This is a genomic window from Arthrobacter sp. Hb9-2, from assembly GCF_059091165.1.
The window spans coordinates 126,517-149,251 of the sequence record NZ_JBNHGJ010000004.1; the positions used below are offsets into that span (position 1 = coordinate 126,517).

General features: G+C 65.0%; 24 protein-coding genes. 15 read left to right on the top strand and 9 right to left on the bottom strand.

All coding sequences use genetic code 11. The annotated features are described in order from the left end of the window. Positions 1-20: 20 nt before the first annotated feature. The 4 genes from betA to AC5RV1_RS04510 form a co-directional block, all read right to left on the bottom strand. Positions 21-1,733, bottom strand: a complete 1,713-nt coding sequence (betA, locus tag AC5RV1_RS04495; protein ID WP_493947843.1) for a choline dehydrogenase — start codon at positions 1,731-1,733, stop codon at positions 21-23. Between the two features lie 422 nt (positions 1,734-2,155). Continuing rightward, entirely contained in the window at positions 2,156-2,740 is a 585-nt protein-coding gene (locus tag AC5RV1_RS04500) for a TetR/AcrR family transcriptional regulator (RefSeq protein ID WP_493947842.1), read from the bottom strand. Positions 2,741-2,795: 55 nt separating this feature from the next. Next, positions 2,796-5,675, bottom strand: a complete 2,880-nt coding sequence (locus AC5RV1_RS04505; protein WP_493993702.1) for an ATP-binding cassette domain-containing protein — start codon at positions 5,673-5,675, stop codon at positions 2,796-2,798. Beyond that, positions 5,672-6,238, bottom strand: a complete 567-nt coding sequence (locus tag AC5RV1_RS04510; RefSeq protein ID WP_493993703.1) for a hypothetical protein — start codon at positions 6,236-6,238, stop codon at positions 5,672-5,674. Before AC5RV1_RS04510 ends, AC5RV1_RS04505 begins: the two co-directional genes overlap by 4 nt. Positions 6,239-6,408: 170 nt before the next feature. Here AC5RV1_RS04510 and AC5RV1_RS04515 point away from each other — a divergent pair, with 170 nt between their 5' ends. Further along, the gene (locus AC5RV1_RS04515; RefSeq protein WP_493993704.1) at positions 6,409-7,857 is read left to right on the top strand and encodes an HNH endonuclease signature motif containing protein; all 1,449 of its coding nucleotides are present in this window, start codon (positions 6,409-6,411) and stop codon (positions 7,855-7,857) included. Positions 7,858-7,934: 77 nt separating this feature from the next. Here the strand turns inward: AC5RV1_RS04515 and AC5RV1_RS04520 are convergent, their stop codons facing one another. Beyond that, a complete protein-coding gene (locus tag AC5RV1_RS04520) occupies positions 7,935-8,408 on the bottom strand; it encodes a GNAT family N-acetyltransferase (RefSeq protein ID WP_493993705.1) in 474 nt (157 codons plus the stop codon). 109 nt (positions 8,409-8,517) lie between these two features. Further along, on the bottom strand, positions 8,518-9,309 hold the full coding sequence (locus AC5RV1_RS04525) for an IclR family transcriptional regulator (RefSeq protein ID WP_493948134.1): 792 nt from the start codon (positions 9,307-9,309) through the stop codon (positions 8,518-8,520). A gap of 139 nt (positions 9,310-9,448) precedes the next feature. On the opposite strand from AC5RV1_RS04525, the gene AC5RV1_RS04530 reads away from it, so the two are divergent. The 11 genes from AC5RV1_RS04530 to AC5RV1_RS04580 all read left to right on the top strand — a co-directional run bounded on the left by AC5RV1_RS04530 (position 9,449) and on the right by AC5RV1_RS04580 (position 19,487). Further along, entirely contained in the window at positions 9,449-9,952 is a 504-nt protein-coding gene (locus tag AC5RV1_RS04530) for a tripartite tricarboxylate transporter TctB family protein (RefSeq protein WP_493947837.1), read from the top strand. 2 nt (positions 9,953-9,954) lie between these two features. Beyond that, positions 9,955-11,457, top strand: coding sequence for a tripartite tricarboxylate transporter permease (locus tag AC5RV1_RS04535; RefSeq protein ID WP_493993706.1), 1,503 nt, complete (start codon positions 9,955-9,957; stop codon positions 11,455-11,457). Positions 11,458-11,514: 57 nt separating this feature from the next. Then, a complete protein-coding gene (locus AC5RV1_RS04540; protein WP_493947835.1) occupies positions 11,515-12,519 on the top strand; it encodes a tripartite tricarboxylate transporter substrate binding protein in 1,005 nt (334 codons plus the stop codon). 33 nt (positions 12,520-12,552) lie between these two features. Further along, positions 12,553-13,182: an RraA family protein gene (locus AC5RV1_RS04545; protein ID WP_493947834.1), complete on the top strand. Its 630-nt coding sequence runs from the start codon at positions 12,553-12,555 to the stop codon at positions 13,180-13,182. Positions 13,183-13,219: 37 nt separating this feature from the next. Continuing rightward, positions 13,220-13,999, top strand: a complete 780-nt coding sequence (locus AC5RV1_RS04550; RefSeq protein ID WP_493993707.1) for an NAD(P)-dependent oxidoreductase — start codon at positions 13,220-13,222, stop codon at positions 13,997-13,999. Positions 14,000-14,078: 79 nt separating this feature from the next. Next, the gene (locus AC5RV1_RS04555; protein WP_493947832.1) at positions 14,079-15,416 is read left to right on the top strand and encodes a TRAP transporter large permease subunit; all 1,338 of its coding nucleotides are present in this window, start codon (positions 14,079-14,081) and stop codon (positions 15,414-15,416) included. A gap of 11 nt (positions 15,417-15,427) precedes the next feature. Next, positions 15,428-15,682 carry a hypothetical protein gene (locus AC5RV1_RS04560; RefSeq protein ID WP_493993708.1) on the top strand — a complete coding sequence of 85 codons (255 nt, stop codon included), beginning with the start codon at positions 15,428-15,430 and terminating at the stop codon, positions 15,680-15,682. Next, positions 15,679-16,662, top strand: coding sequence for a cyclase family protein (locus tag AC5RV1_RS04565; protein ID WP_493993709.1), 984 nt, complete (start codon positions 15,679-15,681; stop codon positions 16,660-16,662). Before AC5RV1_RS04560 ends, AC5RV1_RS04565 begins: the two co-directional genes overlap by 4 nt. A gap of 196 nt (positions 16,663-16,858) precedes the next feature. After that, complete coding sequence (locus tag AC5RV1_RS04570; protein ID WP_493993710.1) at positions 16,859-17,305, top strand: SRPBCC family protein; 447 nt, start codon at positions 16,859-16,861, stop codon at positions 17,303-17,305. 260 nt (positions 17,306-17,565) lie between these two features. Further along, positions 17,566-18,426, top strand: a complete 861-nt coding sequence (locus tag AC5RV1_RS04575; RefSeq protein ID WP_493993711.1) for a phosphatidylinositol-specific phospholipase C/glycerophosphodiester phosphodiesterase family protein — start codon at positions 17,566-17,568, stop codon at positions 18,424-18,426. 29 nt (positions 18,427-18,455) lie between these two features. Next, entirely contained in the window at positions 18,456-19,487 is a 1,032-nt protein-coding gene (locus tag AC5RV1_RS04580; RefSeq protein ID WP_493993712.1) for a hypothetical protein, read from the top strand. 78 nt (positions 19,488-19,565) lie between these two features. Here AC5RV1_RS04580 and AC5RV1_RS04585 read toward each other — a convergent pair whose 3' ends face one another. Beyond that, positions 19,566-19,883, bottom strand: a complete 318-nt coding sequence (locus tag AC5RV1_RS04585) for a hypothetical protein (RefSeq protein WP_493993713.1) — start codon at positions 19,881-19,883, stop codon at positions 19,566-19,568. Between the two features lie 260 nt (positions 19,884-20,143). Here AC5RV1_RS04585 and AC5RV1_RS04590 point away from each other — a divergent pair, with 260 nt between their 5' ends. The 3 genes from AC5RV1_RS04590 to AC5RV1_RS04600 all read left to right on the top strand — a co-directional run bounded on the left by AC5RV1_RS04590 (position 20,144) and on the right by AC5RV1_RS04600 (position 21,846). Beyond that, positions 20,144-20,914: a GOLPH3/VPS74 family protein gene (locus AC5RV1_RS04590; protein WP_493993714.1), complete on the top strand. Its 771-nt coding sequence runs from the start codon at positions 20,144-20,146 to the stop codon at positions 20,912-20,914. Between the two features lie 339 nt (positions 20,915-21,253). Then, on the top strand, positions 21,254-21,397 hold the full coding sequence (locus AC5RV1_RS04595) for a hypothetical protein (protein ID WP_493948151.1): 144 nt from the start codon (positions 21,254-21,256) through the stop codon (positions 21,395-21,397). Positions 21,398-21,501: 104 nt separating this feature from the next. Further along, positions 21,502-21,846, top strand: coding sequence for a hypothetical protein (locus AC5RV1_RS04600; RefSeq protein ID WP_493993715.1), 345 nt, complete (start codon positions 21,502-21,504; stop codon positions 21,844-21,846). 91 nt (positions 21,847-21,937) lie between these two features. Here AC5RV1_RS04600 and AC5RV1_RS04605 read toward each other — a convergent pair whose 3' ends face one another. Next, a complete protein-coding gene (locus AC5RV1_RS04605) occupies positions 21,938-22,222 on the bottom strand; it encodes a DUF427 domain-containing protein (RefSeq protein ID WP_256247098.1) in 285 nt (94 codons plus the stop codon). Between the two features lie 138 nt (positions 22,223-22,360). Further along, positions 22,361-22,720, bottom strand: coding sequence for a VOC family protein (locus AC5RV1_RS04610; protein ID WP_493993716.1), 360 nt, complete (start codon positions 22,718-22,720; stop codon positions 22,361-22,363). Between the last annotated feature and the right edge of the window lie 15 nt (positions 22,721-22,735).

Genomic DNA, 22,735 nt, shown 5'->3' on the forward strand with positions numbered 1-22,735 from the left:
TTCGAGTCCATCAATCATGCCTATGCCTTTGCCGCGGGGGCAGCTGCAGTGCCGGAACCATTACGCTCCAACGGGCTGATCCCGTGCCGGTAGAACTCGGCATGCTGCGGCGCCAGCGGGGCTTTACCTGCGATGAGGTCGGCGGCTTTTTCGGCGAGCATCATGACGGGCGCGTAAATGTTGCCGTTGGTCACGTAGGGCATGGCGGAGGCGTCCACAACCCGAAGGCCTTGCGTTCCGTGCACGGACATGTCGAGCGGGTTAACCACCGCCATCGGATCGGACTCCGGCCCCATCTTGGCGGTGCAGGAGGGGTGCAGGGCGGTTTCGGCGTCGCGGGCCACCCAGTCCAGGATCTCGGCGTCGGTGCGGACGCTCTGCCCGGGCGAAAGCTCCCCGCCGTTGAAGGGCATCATGGCGGACTGGCCCAGGATGTCGCGGGCCACGTGGATGGCCTCCACCCATTCGCGCCGGTCCTGCTCCGTGGAGAGGTAGTTGAAAAGCATGGACGGGTGGACGGTGGGGTCCGTGGACTTGATCTTCAGGGTGCCACGGGCGTCGGAGTACATGGGGCCGATGTGCACCTGGTAGCCGTGCTTGGCGTCCGCCTTCTGCCCGTCGTAGCGCACTGCCACGGGCAGGAAGTGGAACATTAGGTTGGGGTAGGCCACGTCCTCGTTGGAGCGGACGAACCCGCCGCCTTCGAAGTGGTTGGTGGCCGCGGGGCCCTTGCGTCCCAGGAGCCACTGCAGGCCGATAAGAGGGTAGCGCCACAGGTCCAGGTTGGGCTGCATGGATACCGGCTGGGTGCAGGCGTGCTGGATGTAGACCTCCAGGTGGTCCTGCAGGTTCTCGCCGACGCCGGGCAGGTTGACCACGGGGTTGATTCCGAGGGAGTTGAGGTGCCCGGCTTCACCCACGCCGGAGAGCTGCAGCAGCTGGGGAGTGTTGATGGCGCCGCCGGACAGGATGACCTCGCCGGCATTGACCACGTGCGTCTGCCCGTTGCGGCGGTAGGTGACGCCGGTGGCCATCGTGCCCTTGAAGTTGACTTTGGTGACCATCGCCCGGGTGAGGACGGTGAGGTTCGGACGGCCGGCGTTGGGGCGGATGTGTGCTCGGGATGCCGAGAGGCGCTGGCCCTTGTGGACGTTGCGGTCGAAGGCCGCGAAGCCTTCCTGGCGGTAGCCGTTGACGTCGTCGGTCAGGGGGTAGCCGGCTTCCTGGGCTGCCTTGAAGAACGCCTGGAAGAGCGGGTTGGTGGCCGGGCCACGTTCCAGGACCAGCGGGCCGTCGTGGCCGCGCAGTTCGTCATCCGGGTCCGCCGCCAGGGCGTTTTCCATCTTGTTGAAGTAGGGCAGGCAGTGTGCGAAATCCCAGGTGTCCATGCCGGCGTCGGCTCCCCAGCGCTCGTAATCGAGGGGGTTGCCGCGCTGGAAGATCATGCCGTTGATGGAGCTGGAGCCGCCCAGGACCTTGCCGCGGGCGTGTGCCACGCGGCGGCCGCCCATGAACGGCTCCGGGTCCGATTCGTAGCGCCAGTCATACAGCGGGTTGCCGCTGGGGAAGGTCAGCGCGGCAGGCATCTGGATGAACAGGTCCCAGGGGTAGTCGCTGCGTCCGGCCTCGAGAACCAGGACGCTGCTGTTGCCCCCTTCGCTCAAGCGGTTGGCGAGCACGGAGCCCGCGCTTCCGCCGCCGACAATGACATAGTCGTAGTGGGTTTTAGTCATGCTGGAAACTCTCTTTCTACCTGGTGCAGGCCAGCCGCTGAGGGCTGGTGGTCCTTCTTCCGGAGGCGGGCGATGCGCCGCGATGCCGGACGAGTGTTGGAAATCCATGAAGTTGTGGATGCGGACTGCTGAAGCGTCAGCGCTGACTCAACGCGGTACCTGAAATCCCTGAGGTGTGGTGTACGTCATACCCATGCACAGTAATGGACGTTGAACGAGTGTTCAATAGTTCGACTGGACAAACGTTCAATATTTAACGCCGCTGAAACATCGCGCCGTGACGCGGAGGGGAAAAGGCGCCCGCGGCCATCGAATATGACGGGCGGCTGTCATGAACGCGGGAACCCCACGGAAGGGCGTAGCGATGGAAGTGGGGATGGCTTTCAACCGCATTCCATTAGCGAAAAGGGTGAAGCAGCCTGCTAAGCGGCGAAGGCGATCTCTTCGGTCCGGGCGATGCTCCGCCGGATGGAGTCCTTGTCAACACCAAGGAGCGCGGTGAGCCACATCCCGTTTTGCACGACGACGATGTCTGCTGCCCGCTCCCTGCATTCGTCATTGGAAAGCTCGGGCCGGGCATTGCAGATCAACGTCGCGAGCCCTTGGAGGTAGCGTTCAAACGCTGCGGCGTTAATGGAGGCGAAGTCTTCATGGGCTTGTGCCAAGGCCCATAGGTGAAGCCGCAGGGACAGGTACTGCAAGGTAAGGAATTCCGGGGCCGCCACCCGCTGCAGGGCCTTCTTCAGCTGCTCGCCGGGAGGCGAGTCGGGGTCGGGCGTGACCAGCATCAGGTCATGCTGGTCTACCCGGTGCAGAGCTGCACGGATCAGGCTCAGCTTGTCTTCGTAGTAGTAGTTCACCAGCCCGAGAGCCACGCCGGCCTCGCGGGCCACGGCCCGCATACTGACTCCCGCAATACCGTGGCGCGACAGCAGATCCAAGGCCGCTTCGAGGATGCGCGACTGCCTGTCGACCTGTTCCCCGGGTTTCACAGTCTTTGTATCCACTTGGCCAGACTATGGGCAATACAGTGGTGGCGCACCCTGCAGCATGATGGATGGCTTATACCCCGAGATCAACCCGGTCCCTGGACTGATCGGAGGGCGCCCGCGCGGACTGACCGCCGGCGATTCTGCCCGCACTGGAGACCGGCTTCACCCGCCGGAACGCGGCGAGAACGGCCCTGCCCACCACAACGATGCCAATGATAGTGGTGACGGCACGCAGGGTATCCCAGCCCGCCGTCGACGTCACCAGTGAGTACAGCAGGAAGCTGCTCAGGTTGGTGGCCAGCGGCGCGCCGGGCTCATACGAGATGCCGGTGCCGGCGCCCACCGCGAAGGGCCAGAACCACAGGTTGGTCAGCAGGCCGAACAGGTAGGACGCCACCGCGCCGTATCCGCACAGCATCCAGAGTTCGGCCTTGCCGCGCACCCGGCGGGGGAGCAGGCCGGCCCCCGCGCCCACCCACGCACAAGCGAAGATCTGGAACGGCGTCCAGGGCCCGATCCCACCCCACACCGCGCTGGAGACGGCGATCGTGGCGGCGCCGAGGAGCAGGCCGAAACGGGCACCGAACGCCCGGCCGGCCAGGATCAGCAGGATAAAGACCGCCTCCACGCCCCCGACGCCGGTGCTCACCACCCGCACCGCCGAACCTACCGCTGCCAGGACGCCGAGCAGCGCCACCATGTGTGCGGAACGGACCGAGCCGTCCAAGGAAACGACGACGGCGACCGCGGCGACGGGCGCGATGGCCAGTGCAGCGTAGGGGAGGGCAGCGGCGGCATCCTGAGGGAGGGCCGCGGCGAGCAACGGCCAGCAGAATGCGGCGAGGGCCAGGAGGTTTGCGGCTGAGAGGACGGCGAGTTCGACCCCGCGGGGCAGCCGGAGGCGGTGTGGCTTCGTCGCCCTGTGAGAGTCTGCTGATTCGTCGACGGGTTGTGGTGTTGGGGCCCGCGGCGCTGTGGCGGACGGTGCTGTAGCGGTAACAGCCGGCGGGTTGTCCTCCACAGTAGAGGGCACGACGCCGTCCCGCATCGGGAGGATCCGGGCGCCGAGGCCGTGGGCAAAGTCGTGGTCGTGGGTGGCAATCAGGACGGCTGTGCCGGCGCCCGCTGCCGCCAGTAGCGCCGCTGAGACTGCTGCGCGCGCTGCAGGATCGAGTCCGCGGGTGGGCTCGTCGATCAGGAGGATCGGGGGATCGTCCATGGTCTGCAGCGTGATGGTAAGGATCCGGCGCTCGCCCGCGGAGAGGTCGCGGGGATGCTCATGGCCGATGGGAATCGTGACGTCGCCCCGCAACCGGGCAAGGTGTGCAGTTGCGGCTCCAGGCGCAGGCTGTCCGCCGTTCTTTCGGCGCGCAAGGCGCCGCTCCGCGGCGCGGAGCTCTCCCTCGACGGTGTCCCTCGTGAAGAGGTCGTCCGAGGCGTCCGGCACGAGGGCGACGCGACCGCCGTCGACCATGCCGCCGTCGTACGTGTTTATAACGCCCGTGCCTTCAGTGCCCGTGCCCTCACCCAGGGCGAGCGCCACCAGGAGGGACGACTTCCCGGCCCCGTTCGGCCCCACCAGGGCCACCACTTCACCGCGGTGCAAGGTCAGGGATGCTTCGCGCACCAGCGGGGTGCCCTTGCGGTGCACCGCAAGGTTTGTCGCCGTCAGCACGGGCGCGAGGTCCGTCGGCTGGGCCTGGGCCGGAAGGGCCCGGACGGGGGCGGAAGGCGCGGATGGCGCGGTACCCGGCACGAGGGCGCCATCGCTGATGGTCCACCAGGAATCGGCCACCGGCACGAGCGCTTCCGCCCGGTGCTCCGCCACAATGACGCAGACATCGGCGTCGCGGGCGAGGGCGTGAAGCACGGCGGTGACGCGTCTGCGGGCCGTGGTGTCCAGGTCTGCCAGGGGCTCATCCACCAGGAGCAGGGCCGGATGGTCCACCACCGCGGCGGCGATGGCGACGAGTGTTGCCTCACCGGCGGAGAGGGTGCTGAGATTCCGGTCCAGCAGCGCCGACACGCCCACATGTTCGGCAACCTCCAGCACACGGGCCTTGGTGGAAGCGGATGGCATACCGCGCAGCTCAAGGGCGAGGGCGATTTCGTCCCGGACCCGGGTGCTGGCGAAGGCGGCGCGCGGGTTCTGCAGGACGACGCCTACGGTGCGGGCGGTTTCGCGCGGGGGAGTGGTGGCACGGTCGGCTCCGGCGACGCGCACGGTGCCGGAAAGTTCGCCACCGTCCACATGCGAGAGGAGGCCGGCGATGCCGCGCAGGATGGTGGACTTCCCGGAGCCCGTCGGTCCGGTGATAACGGATACTGAACCGCTCGACGGCCTGAAACCGGCAACCCGCACCGTCGCGTCACCGATGCGGAATTGTGCGTCCCGGATGAGGACCGGGGCTTCGCCATGTTGGTTGGGTTGGTGTCCTGCCCTGCTCCCGAAGCCGCGCAACTCCAGGGCCGCGGCAACCCGGCTCGCGTGCTCAAGGGTGCGCTCGAGGATGGGCACCAGGGCGCGGGGTCCAAACTTTTCTCCCCGCAACCGGAACGCCAGGCGGACGGAGGCAACGGCGTCGGCCAGCGCCGGCAGCGCAGCCCACGCCACTACGAGAGTCCTGGCCACGCCCTGCATGGGGCCGCGGCGGGCCAGGTGCACGAAGCCCCGGGCCACGTCCACGAACGCGTTGAGCAGGCCGAAGCCGAGGAACATCGCGGCAATCGGCAGGGCCGAGAGGACCGCCTCCCAGAGGCCTTGCCCCGTGACCGGCCCAAGGAAGACCACGTGGGCAAACGGGGCAGGGAGCCGCATAGCCGGCAGGTCGAGCAGGACCGGCCCGCCAAGGCCCGCGCCGTTGAAAAGGACGCGGTAGATGACCCGCGCCGCGACGAAGACGACGGCGAGGGCCGCCGCTGCACGTAACGGCGCGGGTCGGAAGGTCATGCCCTGGGGGTGGCCGGTTCGCCGTCGACCGTGTAGAGCAGTTCCAGGCTCTCGCCGGGGCTCACCTTCAGGGTGGCGAGGCCTTCCTGGGCGTAAGCCCAGTCACCGGTAGCTGGCTTGACCCAGAGGGACCAGTACGCGAAGGCGGCGGGCATGCCCTTGCATTCTTCCCGGTACGTGCCGGCCTTGTGGGTGATGTCGAAGTCCGCGGCTGGCACACCGTTCACGCGGCACACCAGTTCCGTGGGGTACTGCTCGGTGCCCTCGGTCTTGATGTTGGCCTCCTTGAGCACATCGGCAGCGACAGTGGGCTCGTCCACATCCACGCAAACGGAGGTGTCGGCGGCTGCCTGCTCCAGGGCGCCCGAATCAACGATGACCTTTACGCCGTCGCAGGGCCCATCGGAGGTGCTGGGTGCGGCGCTGGACGAAGTTGCTGCCGAGGAAGCCGGTGCAGAGGCGGCCGGCTGGGTGGCAGGCACCGAACAGGCGGCGAGGGAAAACAGGAGACCGGCGGCGGCGAGGGAGCTCGCGGCGGCGGTGCGCATCATAGTCAAAGTCACCAGTTAAGGGTAGGGCGTTGGTTGCCCGGAACCGGAGGCTGTCGACTTTTGTGACGTCAGGCTTCACCCCAGGCGGCGGACGGTGCCCGCTTGAAGGGAAAGCGGACGACGGCGGGAGGTCCCGCCGTCGTCCGTCCAGAATGTCACACCCCTCTGCCATGCTTTTGGTTATGGAGACCGGTGTGGTTGTCGATGCGGAAGGCAGGGCGGCGTTGACGGCTGCCCTCGCGTCGGTGACCCGGCTGGTTGATGAGTTTGCCGGTGTTGTTGCCTGCCCCATCGCTGCGGATGGAGCTGACCGTCTTCCCGATGCTGATTCTGATCCGTTGCAGGAGTTTTCCCAGGCATGCCTGGATGGCTTAGGGGCGCTGTCACGGGTCGAGGCGGCGACGGCGGCGGCGAAGGTCCGGCTCCTGGCCGCCTACGCGGAGGCCGCAGCCGAGTTGGAGGGCCCGCCGGCCAGCGCGTCTGAGGCATCGGCGCGGGAGATGAGCCTGGTAGCCGAAGTCGCGTGCGTGCTTACCATCGGCGAACGGGCCGCATCCGCCCTCCTTGGAGAAGCCCACGCGCTGACCACGTCGTTGCCAGCGGCACTCGATGCGCTGCAATCCGGCACCATCGCCTGGCAGCACGCCCGCATCGTGGTCGAGGAAACGGTTGGTCTTACCGCCGCAGCCGCCTCTGCCCTGGAGGCACACTTCTTCGACCCGGACGCACCGAACCCGGCCCGCGGTGCCGCGCCCGGAGATCTGGTGCCCGCCCGGTTCCGGCGGAAGGTCCGGACCTGGCGAGAACGCCACCACCCTGAGTCCCTTGAAAAGCGCCACGCGGAGAAAGTGGCGGACCGGCGGATGGAGTACAGCCCGGACCGGGACGGCATGGCCTGGATCTCGCTCTACCTTCCCGCGGACACAGTCTGCGCCATCTTGAACAAAACCACCGCTCTTGCCCGCGGCCTCCAAGGCCCCCACGAATCACGCACCCTCACCGAGCTGCGCGCCGACATCGCCGCAGGGCTGCTGCTGGGCACTGCGAACCAGAACGCCGGAGAAGTGCCCTCTCCAAAAGTTGAGGTGCTCGTCACCGTCCCGGTCTTCTCCCTCCTCGACCTCACCGACGAACCCGCCGAGATCGATGGAATGGGACCGATCCCGCCATCTATGGCACGCCGGCTCGTTGCCAATGGTGCCAACTCGTTCTACCGGGTCTTGATCGACCCCCGCAACGGAGCACCGCTGGAAATCAGCCGTACCAACTACCGGCTCCCTGAAACACTGAAGCGGTGGCTCAAAATGCGGGACGGCAGGTGCACTTTTCCGGGCTGCAGCAACCACAGCCTGGACAATGAGGCGGATCATCTCACCGCCTGGCAGCACGGCGGAACCACCGGGATCAGCAACCTGGGACAGTTATGCCCAAAGCACCACCGGCTCAAACACCGGCGGCCATGGAGACCAACGCAGGCAACGAAGGACCGGCCACCTGGCTGGGTGTCGCCAACCGGCCGATACTATCCTGCCGAACACCCGGACCGGGAACCGCCGCTCTGGCCACCAGGCTGCCTGCCTGGTTCTGTTAGCCCCTTGGAACAGGTCATAGAGACGCGCCTCGCATCCTGACGCGCCCGGTGTTGGCTGATGCTGCGGGCTGAGTTGAAGTGTCCGAGGGGCGGTCCTCCACCACAAGCGGGTCCTCCCTACAGGCGGAGCTCCATAAAAACGCTGTGGGGGTCCAGGGCATAGTCAGCGAACGGCGGGCACTCGACGAAGCCGTTTCGGGCGTACAGCCGGCGCGCGGGAGCGAAGTAGTCCTCGGCGCCGGTCTCAAGGTAGACACGCTCGAGGTTCCGGGCGCGGGCGTCATCGAGAATGTGGCGGAGCATCAAGGTAGCTACGCCCCGTCCCCGTGCGCTTGCCGCAGTGCGCATCGACTTGATCTCGCCATGCATCGAGGAGCCGGATGGCGCATCCAGGAGCTTGAGCGCGCCGCACCCCAGCAGATCGCCGCCCTCACGGGCAGTCCAAAACGTGATTGACGGCGCGGACAGGGCGGAGTGGTCCATCGCATGGACGCTTTCGGCCGGTGAGGTGGCGTACATGTCCGCGAGGTGTTCGCTGAGGAGCTGATGGACGTCGCCGCGTGCTGGGTCGTCCCGGTCAATGGAAATCATCGGCTCAAATCTACCGGCTGTGGCTGCAGACGCCGGGACGCCACGAACTACGTCAGCGCTCGCCACGCACAACAGGCGAGTGTCCTGTCCAGACTCGTGGGTGGAACCGCTAGTAGACGGAGCCCTCGAGCAGTTCCGAAAGTCTCCCGGCGGCGCGGCGGAGTTCCGGCACCCCGGCTTTTAGCGTCGCTTCGCTGGCGGCCTCAACAGGGCTGGTGAGCGAGATGGACTCACTGGGCCGCCCCAGCCTGTTTGGCACGGCGACGGCCACCGAGACAACTCCTGTGGCCCGCTCGTCCGCTGAGTACGCGTAGTCAGCGGATGGCTCAGGCAGCCGGGAGCGCAGCGACTCGACAGTAAACGCGGCGCTCTCCTGGCCCCCTGCGACTGCCGCAGCCACCACCTGCTGGAGCTCGTCGTCGGACGCGGACGCGAGCAGGATCTTGCCAGCAGCCCCCAGCGTGAGGGGGAGCCGCTTACCGAGGGGCAGGTCATACCGGAGCGGAGCCTCGCCGTCGACCCGCGCCACAAGGATGCGCTCGAAACCGAGCCGCGTATAGAGCGACGCCGTAAGTCCGGTCTGTGAGGCCACCTGCTGAAGGACGGGGCGGGCGGAGACGACGAGCGGGTCATTCTCGAGAAAGCTGCGGGCAGCGGGCAGGACAGCTGGGCCGATCCGGTAGGACTTGTCCGTCTGGCTGACCATGCCGAAATCCTGAAGCACCCGCAGGATTCTCAGGGTGGTAGGCAGGCTCATCCCACAGGCCTTGGCAAGATCGCTGAGCCGCTGCGGGCGCTCGGCCCGCTGAAGTTCCGCGAAGACCTCGAGGGCCCTGGAGAGGGAGCGCATGTTGGAGGCCTTGGGGCCCTCCTCCGTCGAAGGTTCCGTGGATGTCGTCATCGCCATTCTTTCATTCTATGTAAGTCCTTGCGCTTGACAGTAGGTGTGTCTGCTGTCACTATTTCTCTGTACGCAACATAGTTTCATTCTGTGAAATAACACAACACGGAGTGAAAGCAACCAGAGTTAGAAGGAACCGATGACAACGGAGTCACTTACGACGAAACCCGAGAGCGCCGCACGAGTGGCTCCCTCCGTGCTGGTGGGTATCGGTGCCTTCGCAGCAGTCGGCGTTTACGTTCTGGTCAGTTCGATCGAGCTTGGCCTTTGGACTTCCCTGGGACCCGGCCCTGGCCTTTTCCCGTTTGCTATGGGCGCGGTCCTCGTTGCCATGGCCTTTCTTTGGCTGCTCCAGGAACTCCGCCGGCCCAGCGACACAGCGGGAGGCGTTGACCGCGGCCTGGTGATCGCCGTCGTCCTGAGCCTGACGATCCTCGCAGCAGTCATGGACCTGCTCGGCTTTCAGCTGAGCATGTTCCTGTTCCTGATGTACCACCTGAAGCTGCGCGGCGGCAGGGCCTGGATCTCCTCGCTGATCACGGCCCTCGCCGGCAGCGTGGGCGCGTTCTACGCCTTCAACTACGGCCTGAACGTGGCACTGCCCGTCTCAGCCTTCCCCCTGCTGAACACGATCGGACTCTGAACGTGGATATCTTCAACGAACTTATGGGCGGCTTTGCGTCCGCCATGACCTGGCAAAACCTGCTCTTCGCCTTCCTGGGCTGCCTCCTGGGCACGATCATCGGCGTCCTGCCTGGCATCGGGCCGGTGGCAGGTGTCGCTCTTCTGATCCCCCTCACGCTGAACCTGGACGCTACCGGCGCGATCATCATGCTCTGCGCCATTTTCTACGGCACTGCCTACGGGGGAACCATCACCAGCGTGCTACTGAACACCCCCGGTGAAGCAGCCTCAGCCATCACCACCATTGACGGCTACGCGATGACCAAAATCGGCAAGGCCGGAGCCGCGCTGACCATCGCCGCCGTCGGATCCTTTGTTGGCGGCACGATCGCCACCCTTGGCCTGGTGGCCGCCGCCAAACCGCTCGGTGAACTGGGCCTGCTCGTAGGCCCGCCGGAATTCTTCGCCCTCATGGTCGTGGGCATATCGCTCCTTGTCGCGCTGGCCGGAAAATCCATGGTGAAGGCAGTCATCTCCGGGGCATTGGGCCTGCTGATTGCCATGGTGGGAATCGACCCCGTAGCCGGGGCACCCCGGTTCACGTTCGGCATGGACCGGCTCCTGGACGGCGTCAGCTTCGTGGCCGTAATCGTCGGTGTTTTCGGCCTCTCGGAACTCCTGTCCTACCGCAAGGGCGACCAGCCGGCTGCGGTGCACGCGCCCAACTTCCGTTCTCTGCTCCCTACCGGCAAGGAATGGCGCCGGAGCGCCCCGGCCATGGCCCGCGGCACCGGCATCGGTTTCGGCCTGGGACTCATCCCCGGTATGACTGGCTCGGTATCCTCCTTGCTGGCCTACGGCGCCGAGAAGAAGTTCTCCCGCCACCGCAACGAACTCGGCAAGGGCGCCATCGAAGGCGTTGCCGGTCCGGAAACGGCCAACAACTCCCACGCCAACGCCGCGCTGATCCCGCTGTTTACCCTCGGTATCCCGGCGTCACCCACCATCGCCGTGCTGATGGGAGCATTCCTCCAGCAGGGCCTCACCCCGGGACCCACCCTCTTCACCGAACACTCCGAAATCGCCTGGGCCATCATCGCCAGCCTCTTCATCGGGAACCTGTTGCTGCTGGTTTTGAATGTTCCGCTCGTCGGGCTCTGGACCTCCATCCTCCGCGTACCGTCGTCGATCCTGACCGCACTCATCCTGCTCTTTATGGTCATCGGCGCCTACACCATCAACTTCAGCGTCTTCGATGTCTTCGTGATGATCGGGTTCGGTCTCCTGGGCCTGGCCCTCCGGCACCTGGACATCCCCTTGGCCCCCATGGTGCTGACCCTCGTGCTCGGACCCCTGATGGAACGCTCCCTCCGGGAAACCCTCGAGATCTCCCAAGGCGACTTCGGCATCTTCACCAGCCGCCCCTTTTCCGCCGTCCTGATCGGACTCGGCCTCCTGATCGTCTTCAGCCCGCTGCTCAAGCTGCGCAAGCCCAAGGCACTGAACGAAGACCCCGAAACCTAAACCCCACCCGCTCACACGTACCACCCCCAAACACCCCTTCAAAGGAGAAGAACCACAATGTCCCGTTCACGCATCGCCGCTGCCTTCGCTGCAGCAACCCTCATCGCCCTCACCGGTTGCGGCGCCAACGCCAGCTCCGGCAACACCGCCGCCGCTGACGATTTCCCGAAAAAGGGCAAGACCATCGACCTCGTCGTCGCCTTCTCCTCGGGAGGCGCCGTCGACACTGCCGCCCGGCTCATCCAGCCGATCCTGGAAAAGGAACTCGGCACGAACGTCGAGGTCATCAACAAGCCCGGTGCAGGCGGCCAGATCGGCTACACCCAGCTGACCAGCGCCGCACCCGACGGCTACACCATCGGTGCCACCGGCTCGCCGTCCGTCGTCGTTTCACCGCTCGATCCGTCCCGTGGGGCCAAATACACCCGCGACAGCTTCCAGCCCCTCGGCCGGCAGGTCATCGACCCCACCGTCATCGCCGTCCAGCCGGATAGCCCGTACCAGACGCTGAAGGACCTCCTGGACGCTGCAAAGGCAAACCCGAAGTCCATGACCGCCAGCACCACCGGCCTGCAGACCGGCGAACACTTCGCGCTGGCGCAGGTCCAGGAGACCACCGGGGCAGAGTTCGCCCCTGTCCACTTCTCCGAAGGTGCTTCGCAGGCAACCACAGCCTTCCTGGGCAAGCACGTTGACATCCTCGTGGCCAACGTCAGCGACGTGACCGACCTGACCAAGCAGGGCAAGGCCCGCGTCCTGGGCGTCATGACGTCGGAGCGGGCACCCTCGCTTCCTGACGTTCCCACGTTCAAGGAATCAGGCTACGAACTAGAAGCCGGCACAGCACGCGGCTATTCGGCCCCCGCCGGCCTCCCGGACGGCGTGGCAAAGAAGCTCGAAGCCGCCATCAAGACGGCCGTCGAAGATCCGACAGTGGTGCAGAAGATGAACGACCTTGGCCTGCAGACCAGCTACCTCCCCGCCGAAGACTACAAGCAGTTCTGGGCCGGACAGGAAGAGGACTTCAAGAAGGCCCTCCCGCTGGTCCAGAAAACCGATTAGCCCTCCCGCATCGACCTGACGGAAGAACCCATCATGACAACCCCAGCACTTGACACCCTCGACGCTGACTTTCCCCGCCCCGACAGGGACGTGGTGGAACGGCTCGCCAAGCTTCCCGCCGCCAACATCGGTGACGCCATGGACCGGCTCGGCGTCGCAAATTCCTCAATCCAGGCCATCTGGCCCGGTGCCCTCCTCGCCGGTCCCGCCTTCACCGTATGGACACGGCCCGGAGATAACCAGGGCATCCACAAGGCCCTTGAGTCCGCCCGGCCCGGAGACGTCATCGTTGTCGCTGGCGGCGGGGATGAGTCCCGCGCACTTCTGGGAGAACTCATTGGTGAGCGTGCCATCAACCTCGGCATCGCAGGTTTCGCACTGGACGGAGCAGCGCGCGACGCCGAAGCGCTGGCGGAGATCGGCATGCCCGTCTTCGCCCGGGCTACTACCCCCGCCGGTCCTTACAAGAACGGCCCGTTCCGCCTCGGAACGCCGCTCGCCTTCGGCGGCGTGCCCGTTCTGCCGGGCGATGTCATCATCGGCGACTCGGACGGCGTCGTGGTCATTCCCCGTGAACAGGCAGCCGCTGTAGCCGAAGCTGCGGAAGCCGTTTTTGCCGACGAGACCAACCGCCGGCAAGCCATCGTCGCGGCCCGCCACTAAGCAGCCCGCCACTAATACGAGAAAGACAGGCGACATCATGACAGCGGTCACCATCATCGGTCTCGGCGAAGCCGGCGCCACCTATGCTGCGGCACTTACAGCCGCCGGCCACGAGGTCACCGGGTTCGATCCGGTTGCCCCGTCCACGCCTGCCGGCGTCACCCGTGCTGCAACTGCGGCCGAGGCCTGTACAGGGGCTGACATCGTCCTGGTCCTCACAGGAGCTGCGGCGGCGCGAAGCGTAGCCAGGGAATGCCTTCCGGTCCTGGAGGCAGGCAGCTGCTACGCGGACTTCACCTCGTCCTCGCCCGGCGTCATGCAGGAGCTCGGACGGCTGCCCAGCAAGGCCGATTTTGCCGATGTCGCCATTCTTGGTCCGGTATCCGCACTGGGTGAGAAGACGCCCCTGATGGTCAGCGGCCCCGGTGCCCAGGCAGTCGTGGATCTGCTTGGCCCGCTTGGTGTGGACGTTGAAATCGCGGAAGGGGAGCCCGGTGCAGCCATGGCCCACAAACTCCTGCGCAGCGTCCTGATGAAGGGCCTGGCCTCAGTGGTCGTCGAAGCCGTCAACGCCGGTAAGGCAGCCGGACTCGAAGAGTGGATCCGTGCCCAGATCGCTAGCCAGCTGGCCGGGGACGGCCAGGCAGTCATCGACCGCTTCCTGACCGGTACAGTCAAGCATGCCCTCCGCCGCTCCAAGGAAATGCAGGACACCGCGAGTTACCTCTCCGACCTCGAAGTGCCTGCAGAAATGACTACTGCCTCCGCGGCCGCCCTCAGCCGCATGGCTGCGGCAACAGTATCGGCCTTGCGCTGACCCCGGTGCCGGGCACAATCATGAACAGGGAACCTTTGACTAACCACACCACCGGCACTTCGCCGTCAGGAGCAGCAGCATGATCGGCATCTGGGCACTCGGGGCCTACTTGACCGTCATCCTGCTGTGGACGACCGTCATCAAGCGCAGCGTGGGGGAGGCGATGATCCTCGGGTTCCTGGTTGTGCTCCCGTTCACGGGTGCAGCGGCTGGCCAGATCGGATGGACGGCGCTGTCTTCGGCCGTCACCGACGAAATCGTGTATGCCACCATGGCATTCGTCTTTATGGGATACCTGCTAGACAAAACCGGGGTGCTCGACAAGCTGATCGACCTGCTGAACTCCCTCATCGGGGGAGTCAAAGGCGGACCGGCATGGGTATCCACCGTGGCATCAGCAGGCCTGGGCGGGGTAGTCCACAACCAGGCCGCCATCGCCGCGACAGTGGGGTCAGTGACCATCCCCTGGATGGAAAAATCCAAGCTGGACAAGCCCTCGGCAGCGACGCTCGTGGCCGGCAACGCCGGAATGGGGATCACCTTCCCGTTCAGCGCCTCGATGTTCGTTTTGGTCGGGTCCGCCACAGTGGGTCCGCTGCTGGACATCAACGCGCTCGTCCTGCCGCTGCTGTTCGGCGGTCTGTGGTGCTTCCTGCACCGGCTGATCGTCACCTGGCTGCTGGTCCGGAAGAGCGGAATGACCCCGCTTGACGCCGCCCACAGGCCTTCTGTCGGTTCAGCGTTCAACCGTGGCTGGGCCACCCTGCTGCTGTTCGTCGTGGTAGCCATTCCGCTGGTCATCACTTCCGGCGCCATCGCTGACGCCCTGTCGGACTGGACCGGGGGAGATGTCACCAAGACAGTGAGCGTCATCGTCTGGATCCCGGTGGTCCTCATCATCACCGGCTTTCTTCTAGGCAGGAAGAAGCTTCCCCGCGAGGGGCGTGCGTGGTGGGCGCTGCTGCAGAATTCCGCACCACGGTTCGGGATTGTCGGCGTCACGGTTGTCTTCGCTTTCGCCGGAGCAAACGCCCTCGCCGCAACCGGGCTGCCGAAGCAAATGACGGAGCTGCTGAACGGGATGAACCTGCCCCTGTGGCTCCTGGCGATCCTGATTGGGCTGATCATCATCGCCGTCGCAGCACCGCTCTCCGCGACGGCGACGATGGCGGCCGTCGGGACGGTCGGCGTCGCAACCCTTGTCGCTGCGGGGGTGCCGGCAACCACCGCAGCCGTTGCCGTCCTGGTTTTCTCCTCCTGTGAGGCGGCGGTTCCGCCGGGAGGTGCTCCCTTGTATGTGGCGTGCGGGATCGCTGACGTGGACCCCATCAAGACCTTCGCCCGGCTGCTGACCCACTACGCCCTGCCGCTGCTCGGCATCGGCGTGCTGATCATCCTTGGCGTCCTGCCGATCTAAAGGAACACCACATGCATAAGATCCGAAGGGCCGTTGAAGTCCTCTTCGTCCTCACCCTGGTAGCGCTGCTCATGGGCGGGGTCGTGTTCGTGACCGGCCAGGCCGTTGCACTGATCGCCGGGCAGGGCGCATGGCTGACGCTGCTGAACGAGACCATCAAGACGCCAATGTGTATCGCCGCCTCCACCTGCGCCATCGCCGGGTTCCTCCTCAGCTACAAACGCCACCAGAACCAGGAACAGCCGCAGAAAGCAGGGGCACGATGACCTCCCTTGCCGACAACTATCCCTCATTCGCCGGGCTAATGCGGCGGGAGGGCGTGTTGGCGGGGACCTCCTGGGGATTGTTTCCGGAACCAACGCGCGGAACGCCGTCGTTCATTACACCGGACGCAATACTGCAAGCCCGGAACTGCATTCGAACCGGCACCGCGTTTGGTCTGGACTATCCGGGGGATGCCTTCGACCCCGGAATGTCCCTCAAGCGCGGCGCTCCCCGGCACACCATCTACTCCTCCCACCCCGCCCACCGGGACGATTACCTTGACGGTTACTACCTGCAGGGATCGACCCAGATCGACGGACTGCGGCATCGAAGGGCCGACGACGTCGGCTTCTACAACAACACCCCCGATGACCGCATCCGGGAAGGTACGCCGGATCTCGGCATCCAGGAATGGGCGGACACTCCCATCGTCGGCAGGGGAGTGGTGGTGGATATTGAGGGATACCGCAATGGCCAGGGCCACCCCATCGACCATGCCGGTGGTGAGCCCCTGGGCCTCGACCTGATCGAGGCCGCACTCAAGAAGCAGTCAGTCAGCCTCCTGGCGGGGGACATTTTGATGCTCCACACCGGTTGGTGCGAATGGTTCCTGGCCCTGTCGCCGGACGGAAAACAACAGACGCGGGACAGTCGCCGGGCCACTGGCATTGCCCAGTCCGAAGACTTCGTCGCCTGGGCATGGGACCACCAACTGTCCCTCCTTGCTGCTGACAATTTCGCCCTCGAATGCCTGCCAGCCGTCCCGGGCAGCCCCTACCGGAACTCGGCACCGAACGACCATGGAATGATGCACCAGCAACTCCTCGCCAAACTCGGTATGCCCCTTGGCGAACTATGGCGGCTCGGCCCCCTCACCCGGCACATGCGAAGCACCGGCAATTGGGACGCCTTCCTCAGCATCAAACCGTTGAACATCACTGGCGGAACGGGCTCACCCGCGAACGCCATCGCGTTGACGTGATCCCGCGCTGGTGAGCCGATCATCGCGGGCTGGCCCCGGCACCCTGCCGCCGCGTACGGCGGCGTCCTGGGAGTTCCGAAGGTCTGGACACTGGTAGCCGCCGGAATTATCGTGCAAATATGGCGGCTGCCGGACTGGCAGGAAGGCAAAGGCTGCCAATCCGCCCTTGCTGCCGCCCGTCATGAGGAGGAAGCAAATGGAACACATTGAAGAGACTGTGGAAGTCGCAGTCCCTGTGCGGACCGCGTACAACCAGTGGACCCAGTTCGAATCCTTTCCGCAGTTCATGTCCGGTGTGGAATCCGTAACCCAACTGACCGACACCACCAACCATTGGGTTACCAAGGTGGGCGGTGTTCAGCGGGAATTCGATACCGAAATCGTCGACCAGGAGCCTGACGACCGGATCGCCTGGCGCAGCACCGACGGCAAGTCCCATGCGGGCATCATCAGGTTCACGCCGCTGGATGCCAATCACACGAAGGTCAAAGTCCATTTCGAATGGGCACCCGAAACCGTCGCTGAGAAAGCAGGTGCGGCACTGAAGATCGACGAGATGCAGGTGAAGGCCGACATGCGGAAGTTCAAGGACTTCATCGAATCACGCGGCAGCGAAACCGGTGGCTGGCGAGGCGAGGTCTAGGAGAGCGGGCCGACGGACTGGAGATGCCGGGACCGGCTGAGCAATCAACGACTCAAAACAGAAAGCGGACGACGGCGGGATGCCTCCCGCCGTCGTTCTTTATGACCTGCGTGCGGCGCGCACTGTCACGCCGGGTTCACCCTCCAGCAACCCGCTGGCCCCGAACCGTTCTCCCGCGGCAAGCACTCTTTTCACGCACCCCTTTCTGCCCGGCACACCCCACAGCCGGGCAGATGTCCCCGAGGTACCAGGAGTACTCCGTGTTCGTGAAAAGCACCCTTGCCGCCGTCGCCGTCCTTGCCTCCCTGGCAGGGACGGCCGCAGCCCCCGCCCAAGCTGAGGCAACCCAGCCGGCGCCTGTCGTCGTCGGCCAGCCGCTGGCCCAGGCGCATGCGCACAACGACTATGAGCATGACCGCCCCCTGTTCGACGCACTGGAGCACGGCTTCACCAGCGTCGAAGCGGACGTCTGGCTGGTGGACGGCGAGCTGCTGGTGGCCCACGACCTGGAGGATGTCCAGCCCGGAGTCACCCTCGAAAGCCTCTACCTCGACCCGCTGCAGGACCTGGTCCGCAGCCAGCAGGGCCACAGCGTCTACCCGAAGTGGGACGGCAGCCTGCAGCTCCTGATCGACATCAAGAGCGATGGCGAAGCCACGTACGCCGCCATCGAGCAGGAACTGGCCGAACACCGCGACATTATGAGCCGCTACACCAACGGCACCACCAAGACCGGCCCGGTCACTGCCGTCATCAGCGGCAACCGTCCGCTCGCCACAATGCAGGCGCAGGAGAAGCGGTTCAGCTTCTACGACGGCCGCTCCGCCGACCTCACCTCCGGCAAGCCCGCCGAACTGATGCCGCTGGTCAGCGACAACTGGACCAAACTGTTCACCTGGCAAGGTGTCGGTCCGATGCCCGAGGCCCAGCGCGCCAAACTGCACGCCTACGTTGTCCAGGCCCACGCCAACGGCTACCGCGTCCGCTTCTGGGCTACCCCGGACATGCCCGGCGCCGCACGCGAAGCTGTGTGGAACGAGCTCTTCGACTCCGGTGTGGACCACATCAACACCGACGATCTCGCCGGCCTGCAGCAGTTCCTCACCGCCCGCGCGTCCTAAACCCTTCCCAGCAGAAACAGGAGCATCCCATGCCTACAAAGACCATGAAAACCACGACGGCGGCCGCCGTCCTGGCGCTCGGCCTCCTTGCGTCCCAGCCCGCCACCGCCGCTGACAGCACCAGCGATGCCTTCACCTTCGGCGTTATTGGCGACATCCCCTACGGCGACGCCGAAATCGCCAAGTTCCCTGCCCGCATCCAGGACATCAACGCCGACAAGGAACTGAAGTTCGTCACCCACGTGGGCGACATCAAGAACGGCTCCTCGGTCTGCTCGGACGAGTACTTCGCCAACATCCGCACCCAGTTCGACACCTTCGAGCACCCGCTGGTCTTCACCCCGGGCGACAACGAGTGGGTGGACTGCCACCGCACCAACAACGGCGCGTACAACCCGCTGGAGCGGCTGGACAAGCTGCGGGAAGTCTTCTTCAACGAGCCCGGCAAGACCCTTGGCGCCACCATGCCAGTGAAGAGCCAGGAGGCCCTCGGATTGCCCGAAAACGTCCGCTTCAACCAGAACCGGGTGGCCTTCTCCGTGCTGAACATCCAGGGCAGCAACAACTCGCTGCAGCCGTGGAGCGGGTTGGGTGAAACTACCGCCACCCCCGAGCAGCTGGCCGAAGTTGAGCACCGGACGGAGGCCGTCCTGGACCAGATCCGTGACACCTTCGCGGACGCGGAACGCCGCAACGACCGCGCCGTGGTGCTGATGACGCAGGCCGACATGTTCGATCCGTCGCTGCTCAACGCGGCCGCCCTCAACCCGGAAATCCTCTCCGGGTTCCGCGGGATCGTGCAGGCCATCGTCGAGGAGACCAACAGCTTCGACCGCCCGGTCTACCTGATCAACGGCGACAGCCACGTCTTCGCCGAGAACCAGCCCCTGGCCGAGGGCTCACCCTGGCTGGATATTTACGGCCAGCACGCCGCGGACGACCTGCAGCGCATCACCGTGGACGGTTCCGCCAACGCCACCAACTACGTCCGGTTCACGGTGGCCGGCAACAGCTCCGACGCTGGCGTCCTGAGCTGGGAAAAGGTCCCCTTCAGCAAGTAGGCACCAAACCGAAGCGGACGACGGCGGGAGGTCCCGGCGTCGTCCGCTTCCCTTTGCTGTGGGTCTCGTCGCCTGCCTTTACGGGCTGAGGTCCCAGTGGACTTGGATTGCCTCTGCGACGGGGCCTGTGGTGACGTCCACCCGGAAAGCGACGGGCGCTGTGCCTGTCTCCTCGATAACGGCGTCGCGGTACACGCGGCCGCATCGAGGGCACAGGGTGTAGAGGTCCTCGTCCGCCGGCCAGGCCGCCAGTCCTTCAGGGACAGGGGATTCGGCATAAACAGGTATGCCCTCTGAGTTCGCCTGAATCAAACCATCCTGGCTGACAGTGTTGCCGCAGACGCAGGTGATGGTGGTGACATCATGGCCCACCACATCGGCGGTTTCAGCGTCCACGATGACCTCCCGGGTGCTGGAAGGGAACTGGTGGTACCAGCTTATGCCCGCTGATGGTAAAGGCGCCCGGGCCTACCCAACTTCCGCGGGGGGAAAACGGCGGCTCCTCACCCTGCGTCACCCTGGACTTCTACAACAGAACGGGGCTGGGGACCTTACACGGGCCGTGTATGGCCATAATTGGCACGACGGCGGGAGGCCCGGCGTCGTGGGCATAAGTCCTCATTGTGGTGGCTGCCCAACTGGTCCACCATGATGCTATGGATGCTGAAACACCTAAAACTGTGGACCTGAGCCTTCCCCAAGCTTTCCTGCTTTTGGCCACAAATGACCAGAACGGCAAACCTGAAGTGCCGCTGTTCGCGCTTAGGACAACGGTGGCAGGGGCAATACTGGCCGAGCTGGACCTGCTCGGCGCAATCGAGCTGCAGGGGAAGCGCGTCAGGGCCACGGGCACCGCCCCGGTAACGGACTACCAGCACGAGCTTGAACTCATCCGCAGCAAATCCCGGCCCCACACTCCCAAGTGGTGGGTGTCGGTACTGGAAAGCCGCGCTGAAGTGCTGCGCGTTTACGACGGGCTGGTGTCACTCGGCATCGTGGAACACGTGGGTGAAAAGCACTTGGGCCGCTTCCGGGCCGTGCGGTACCCGGAGAAGGACCACGCTCCGGAGGAGGCGCTGCTGAAAAAAATCCAGGCCGCGCTCAGTGCGCCGTCCAACCTCGAGGTGCCGGATACCACGCCAACCGTAGACGGGGGACCTGGTGCGGGGACCACGGATGGCGGGGCAACCGCGTCCGGGGAGCCTGGCCCCAACCCGCCCGGCGCCAAGCCCGTTCCCAAGGCACCCGATGCCAGGACCATCGTGCTGATCGCACTGCTTCAGGCGTCCGGACTGCTCCCGAAGCTCTTCCCGGAGGCAGACAGAATCCGGGCAAGTGAGCTGTCGAAAGACTATTGGCCGTCGCGCGCGGTCGAGGACGAGCTGCGCATGGTCAGGCTGGCTGAGGAAGAAGCGGCAAATCTTTGACCCCACGGAACTCTGGCCGATGATGGTCCCGGGGCTCCGTTCTACCTACCTCGCCAGGATAGGACCAAACGTAGTAAAGCTGCTTTGGTGTCGTGATTTTTATGCTTCAGCAGAAAGCGACGACGCAAATTCAGTGTATTTCCGGCTTTGATTGCGACGTTGACAGAAAAAGACGAACAAAAGCTCTTCTGTCATGAAACGGAAAAGGAGCTAACCGTGCTGGTCACACGGCTCACCGAGCGCTGGGGCGGTCAGATCGCCGCTGGATCAGGTTTTTCGAGGACTGGCATAAAAAATAAAAGTAGGTATGGTATCGGGTAACGCAAAGCATAGAAAGGCGTGATTCCGATGTCCGGAAAATCCCCGAAAAGCGGCGCCGCTAAAAAAGCCGGCAAGTCGATCCTCGAAAAAAGAGCCGACAAAAGAGCCAAAAGTGAAAACAGCGAAATCAACTTCATAAAGCCGCGCAAAAACCAGCGCTAAACAGGCCAGCGGGCAGCCGAATCGGGACTCCTAGCCCACTCGGCTGCCCGCGCCATTCCGCCATCGGCGCCTAACCTCCGTTTTTCAGCTACAAGGACACCACCATGAACACTTCCGTTAATGCCTTAGTGGTCCCTGCCCGCCTGGTCCATCCGGTCCACATCAGGCCAGTGGAGCTGGACCTGACAGCACTTCAGCGGGTAGCCGCAGGGGAGGTAGGCCGCATCGCCGGCACCGACTGGCACGTCTACCTGGATAGCGAGGGCATCAGGTACACCGAGAACGTCCGCGCCGAAGTCCTCATTCGTGAAGCAGGCATCGATCTCGAAGAAACCATCCACGGAACCGCCATGTTCCTTGGCCACACAAACCCCATCGAAGAGACCGACGCTCCCCGCCACCTCATCCAGCTCGCCGAGCAACTGTTCGATATGCCGCTGGCCGCTTAGCCGGAGCGCTGTACAGGGCGCGATGGTGGGCCCTGGCAAAAAGCAACGGGCGGCGGCGGGAAGTCCCGCCGTCGCCCGTTGCTTTCCGCTGCTACGCCTCGATGGTTACGCCGCGCCAGAACGCGATGCGGTCCTCGATCTGCTTGGCGCGTGCCTTCGGCTCCGGGTAGTACCAGGCCGCGTCCACGTTCAGCTTTCCGTCCACTTCCAGCGAGTGGTAGCTGGCTTTGCCCTTCCAGGGGCAGACCGAATAAAGGTCACTGTCCCGGAGGTAGCCCGCATTCACTGCATCGCGCGGGAAGTAATGGTTGCCCTCCACCACCACGGTGTCCGTGGATTCGGCGATGACTTTTCCGTTCCAGATAGCCCTGACCATGTGGTTCCATTCTGTTGGCTGCCGACGCATGGGAATGCCGCTCGTAGGTATCCCAACGGCATAGTGTGGGCACTTGTTCCCGCAGGGTGGGTTTCAGCGCCGGAATCTGAACTACCGGCGGAACGATCGATGGCGGCGCTACCGCGGGCCTTGGTCGATGACGCAGAAACGGTTCCCGTCGGGGTCGGCGAGCACCACAAAGTCGGAGTCCTCCGGATACAGGTCCCAGTCGATGCTCCGGGCGCCGAGCGAGATCAGCCGCTCCACCTCGGCTGATTGGTGGTCAGCATACAAATCCAGGTGGATGCGCGGGTGGTCCTGCACGGGCGTCTCGCTCAGCATGAGTGCCAGCTGCGCTCCCGGTCCCGACGCCGGCACGAGGATCACCCAGGTCTCATCCCCGGGCTCACGGGGAACGTAGCCCAGGGCGGCGTGCCAAAAAGCTGTGGCGCGGGCGACGTCATTGACGCCAAAGACGGTGCTGCCAATGGTCAACATCCGCCCAGCCTAGCC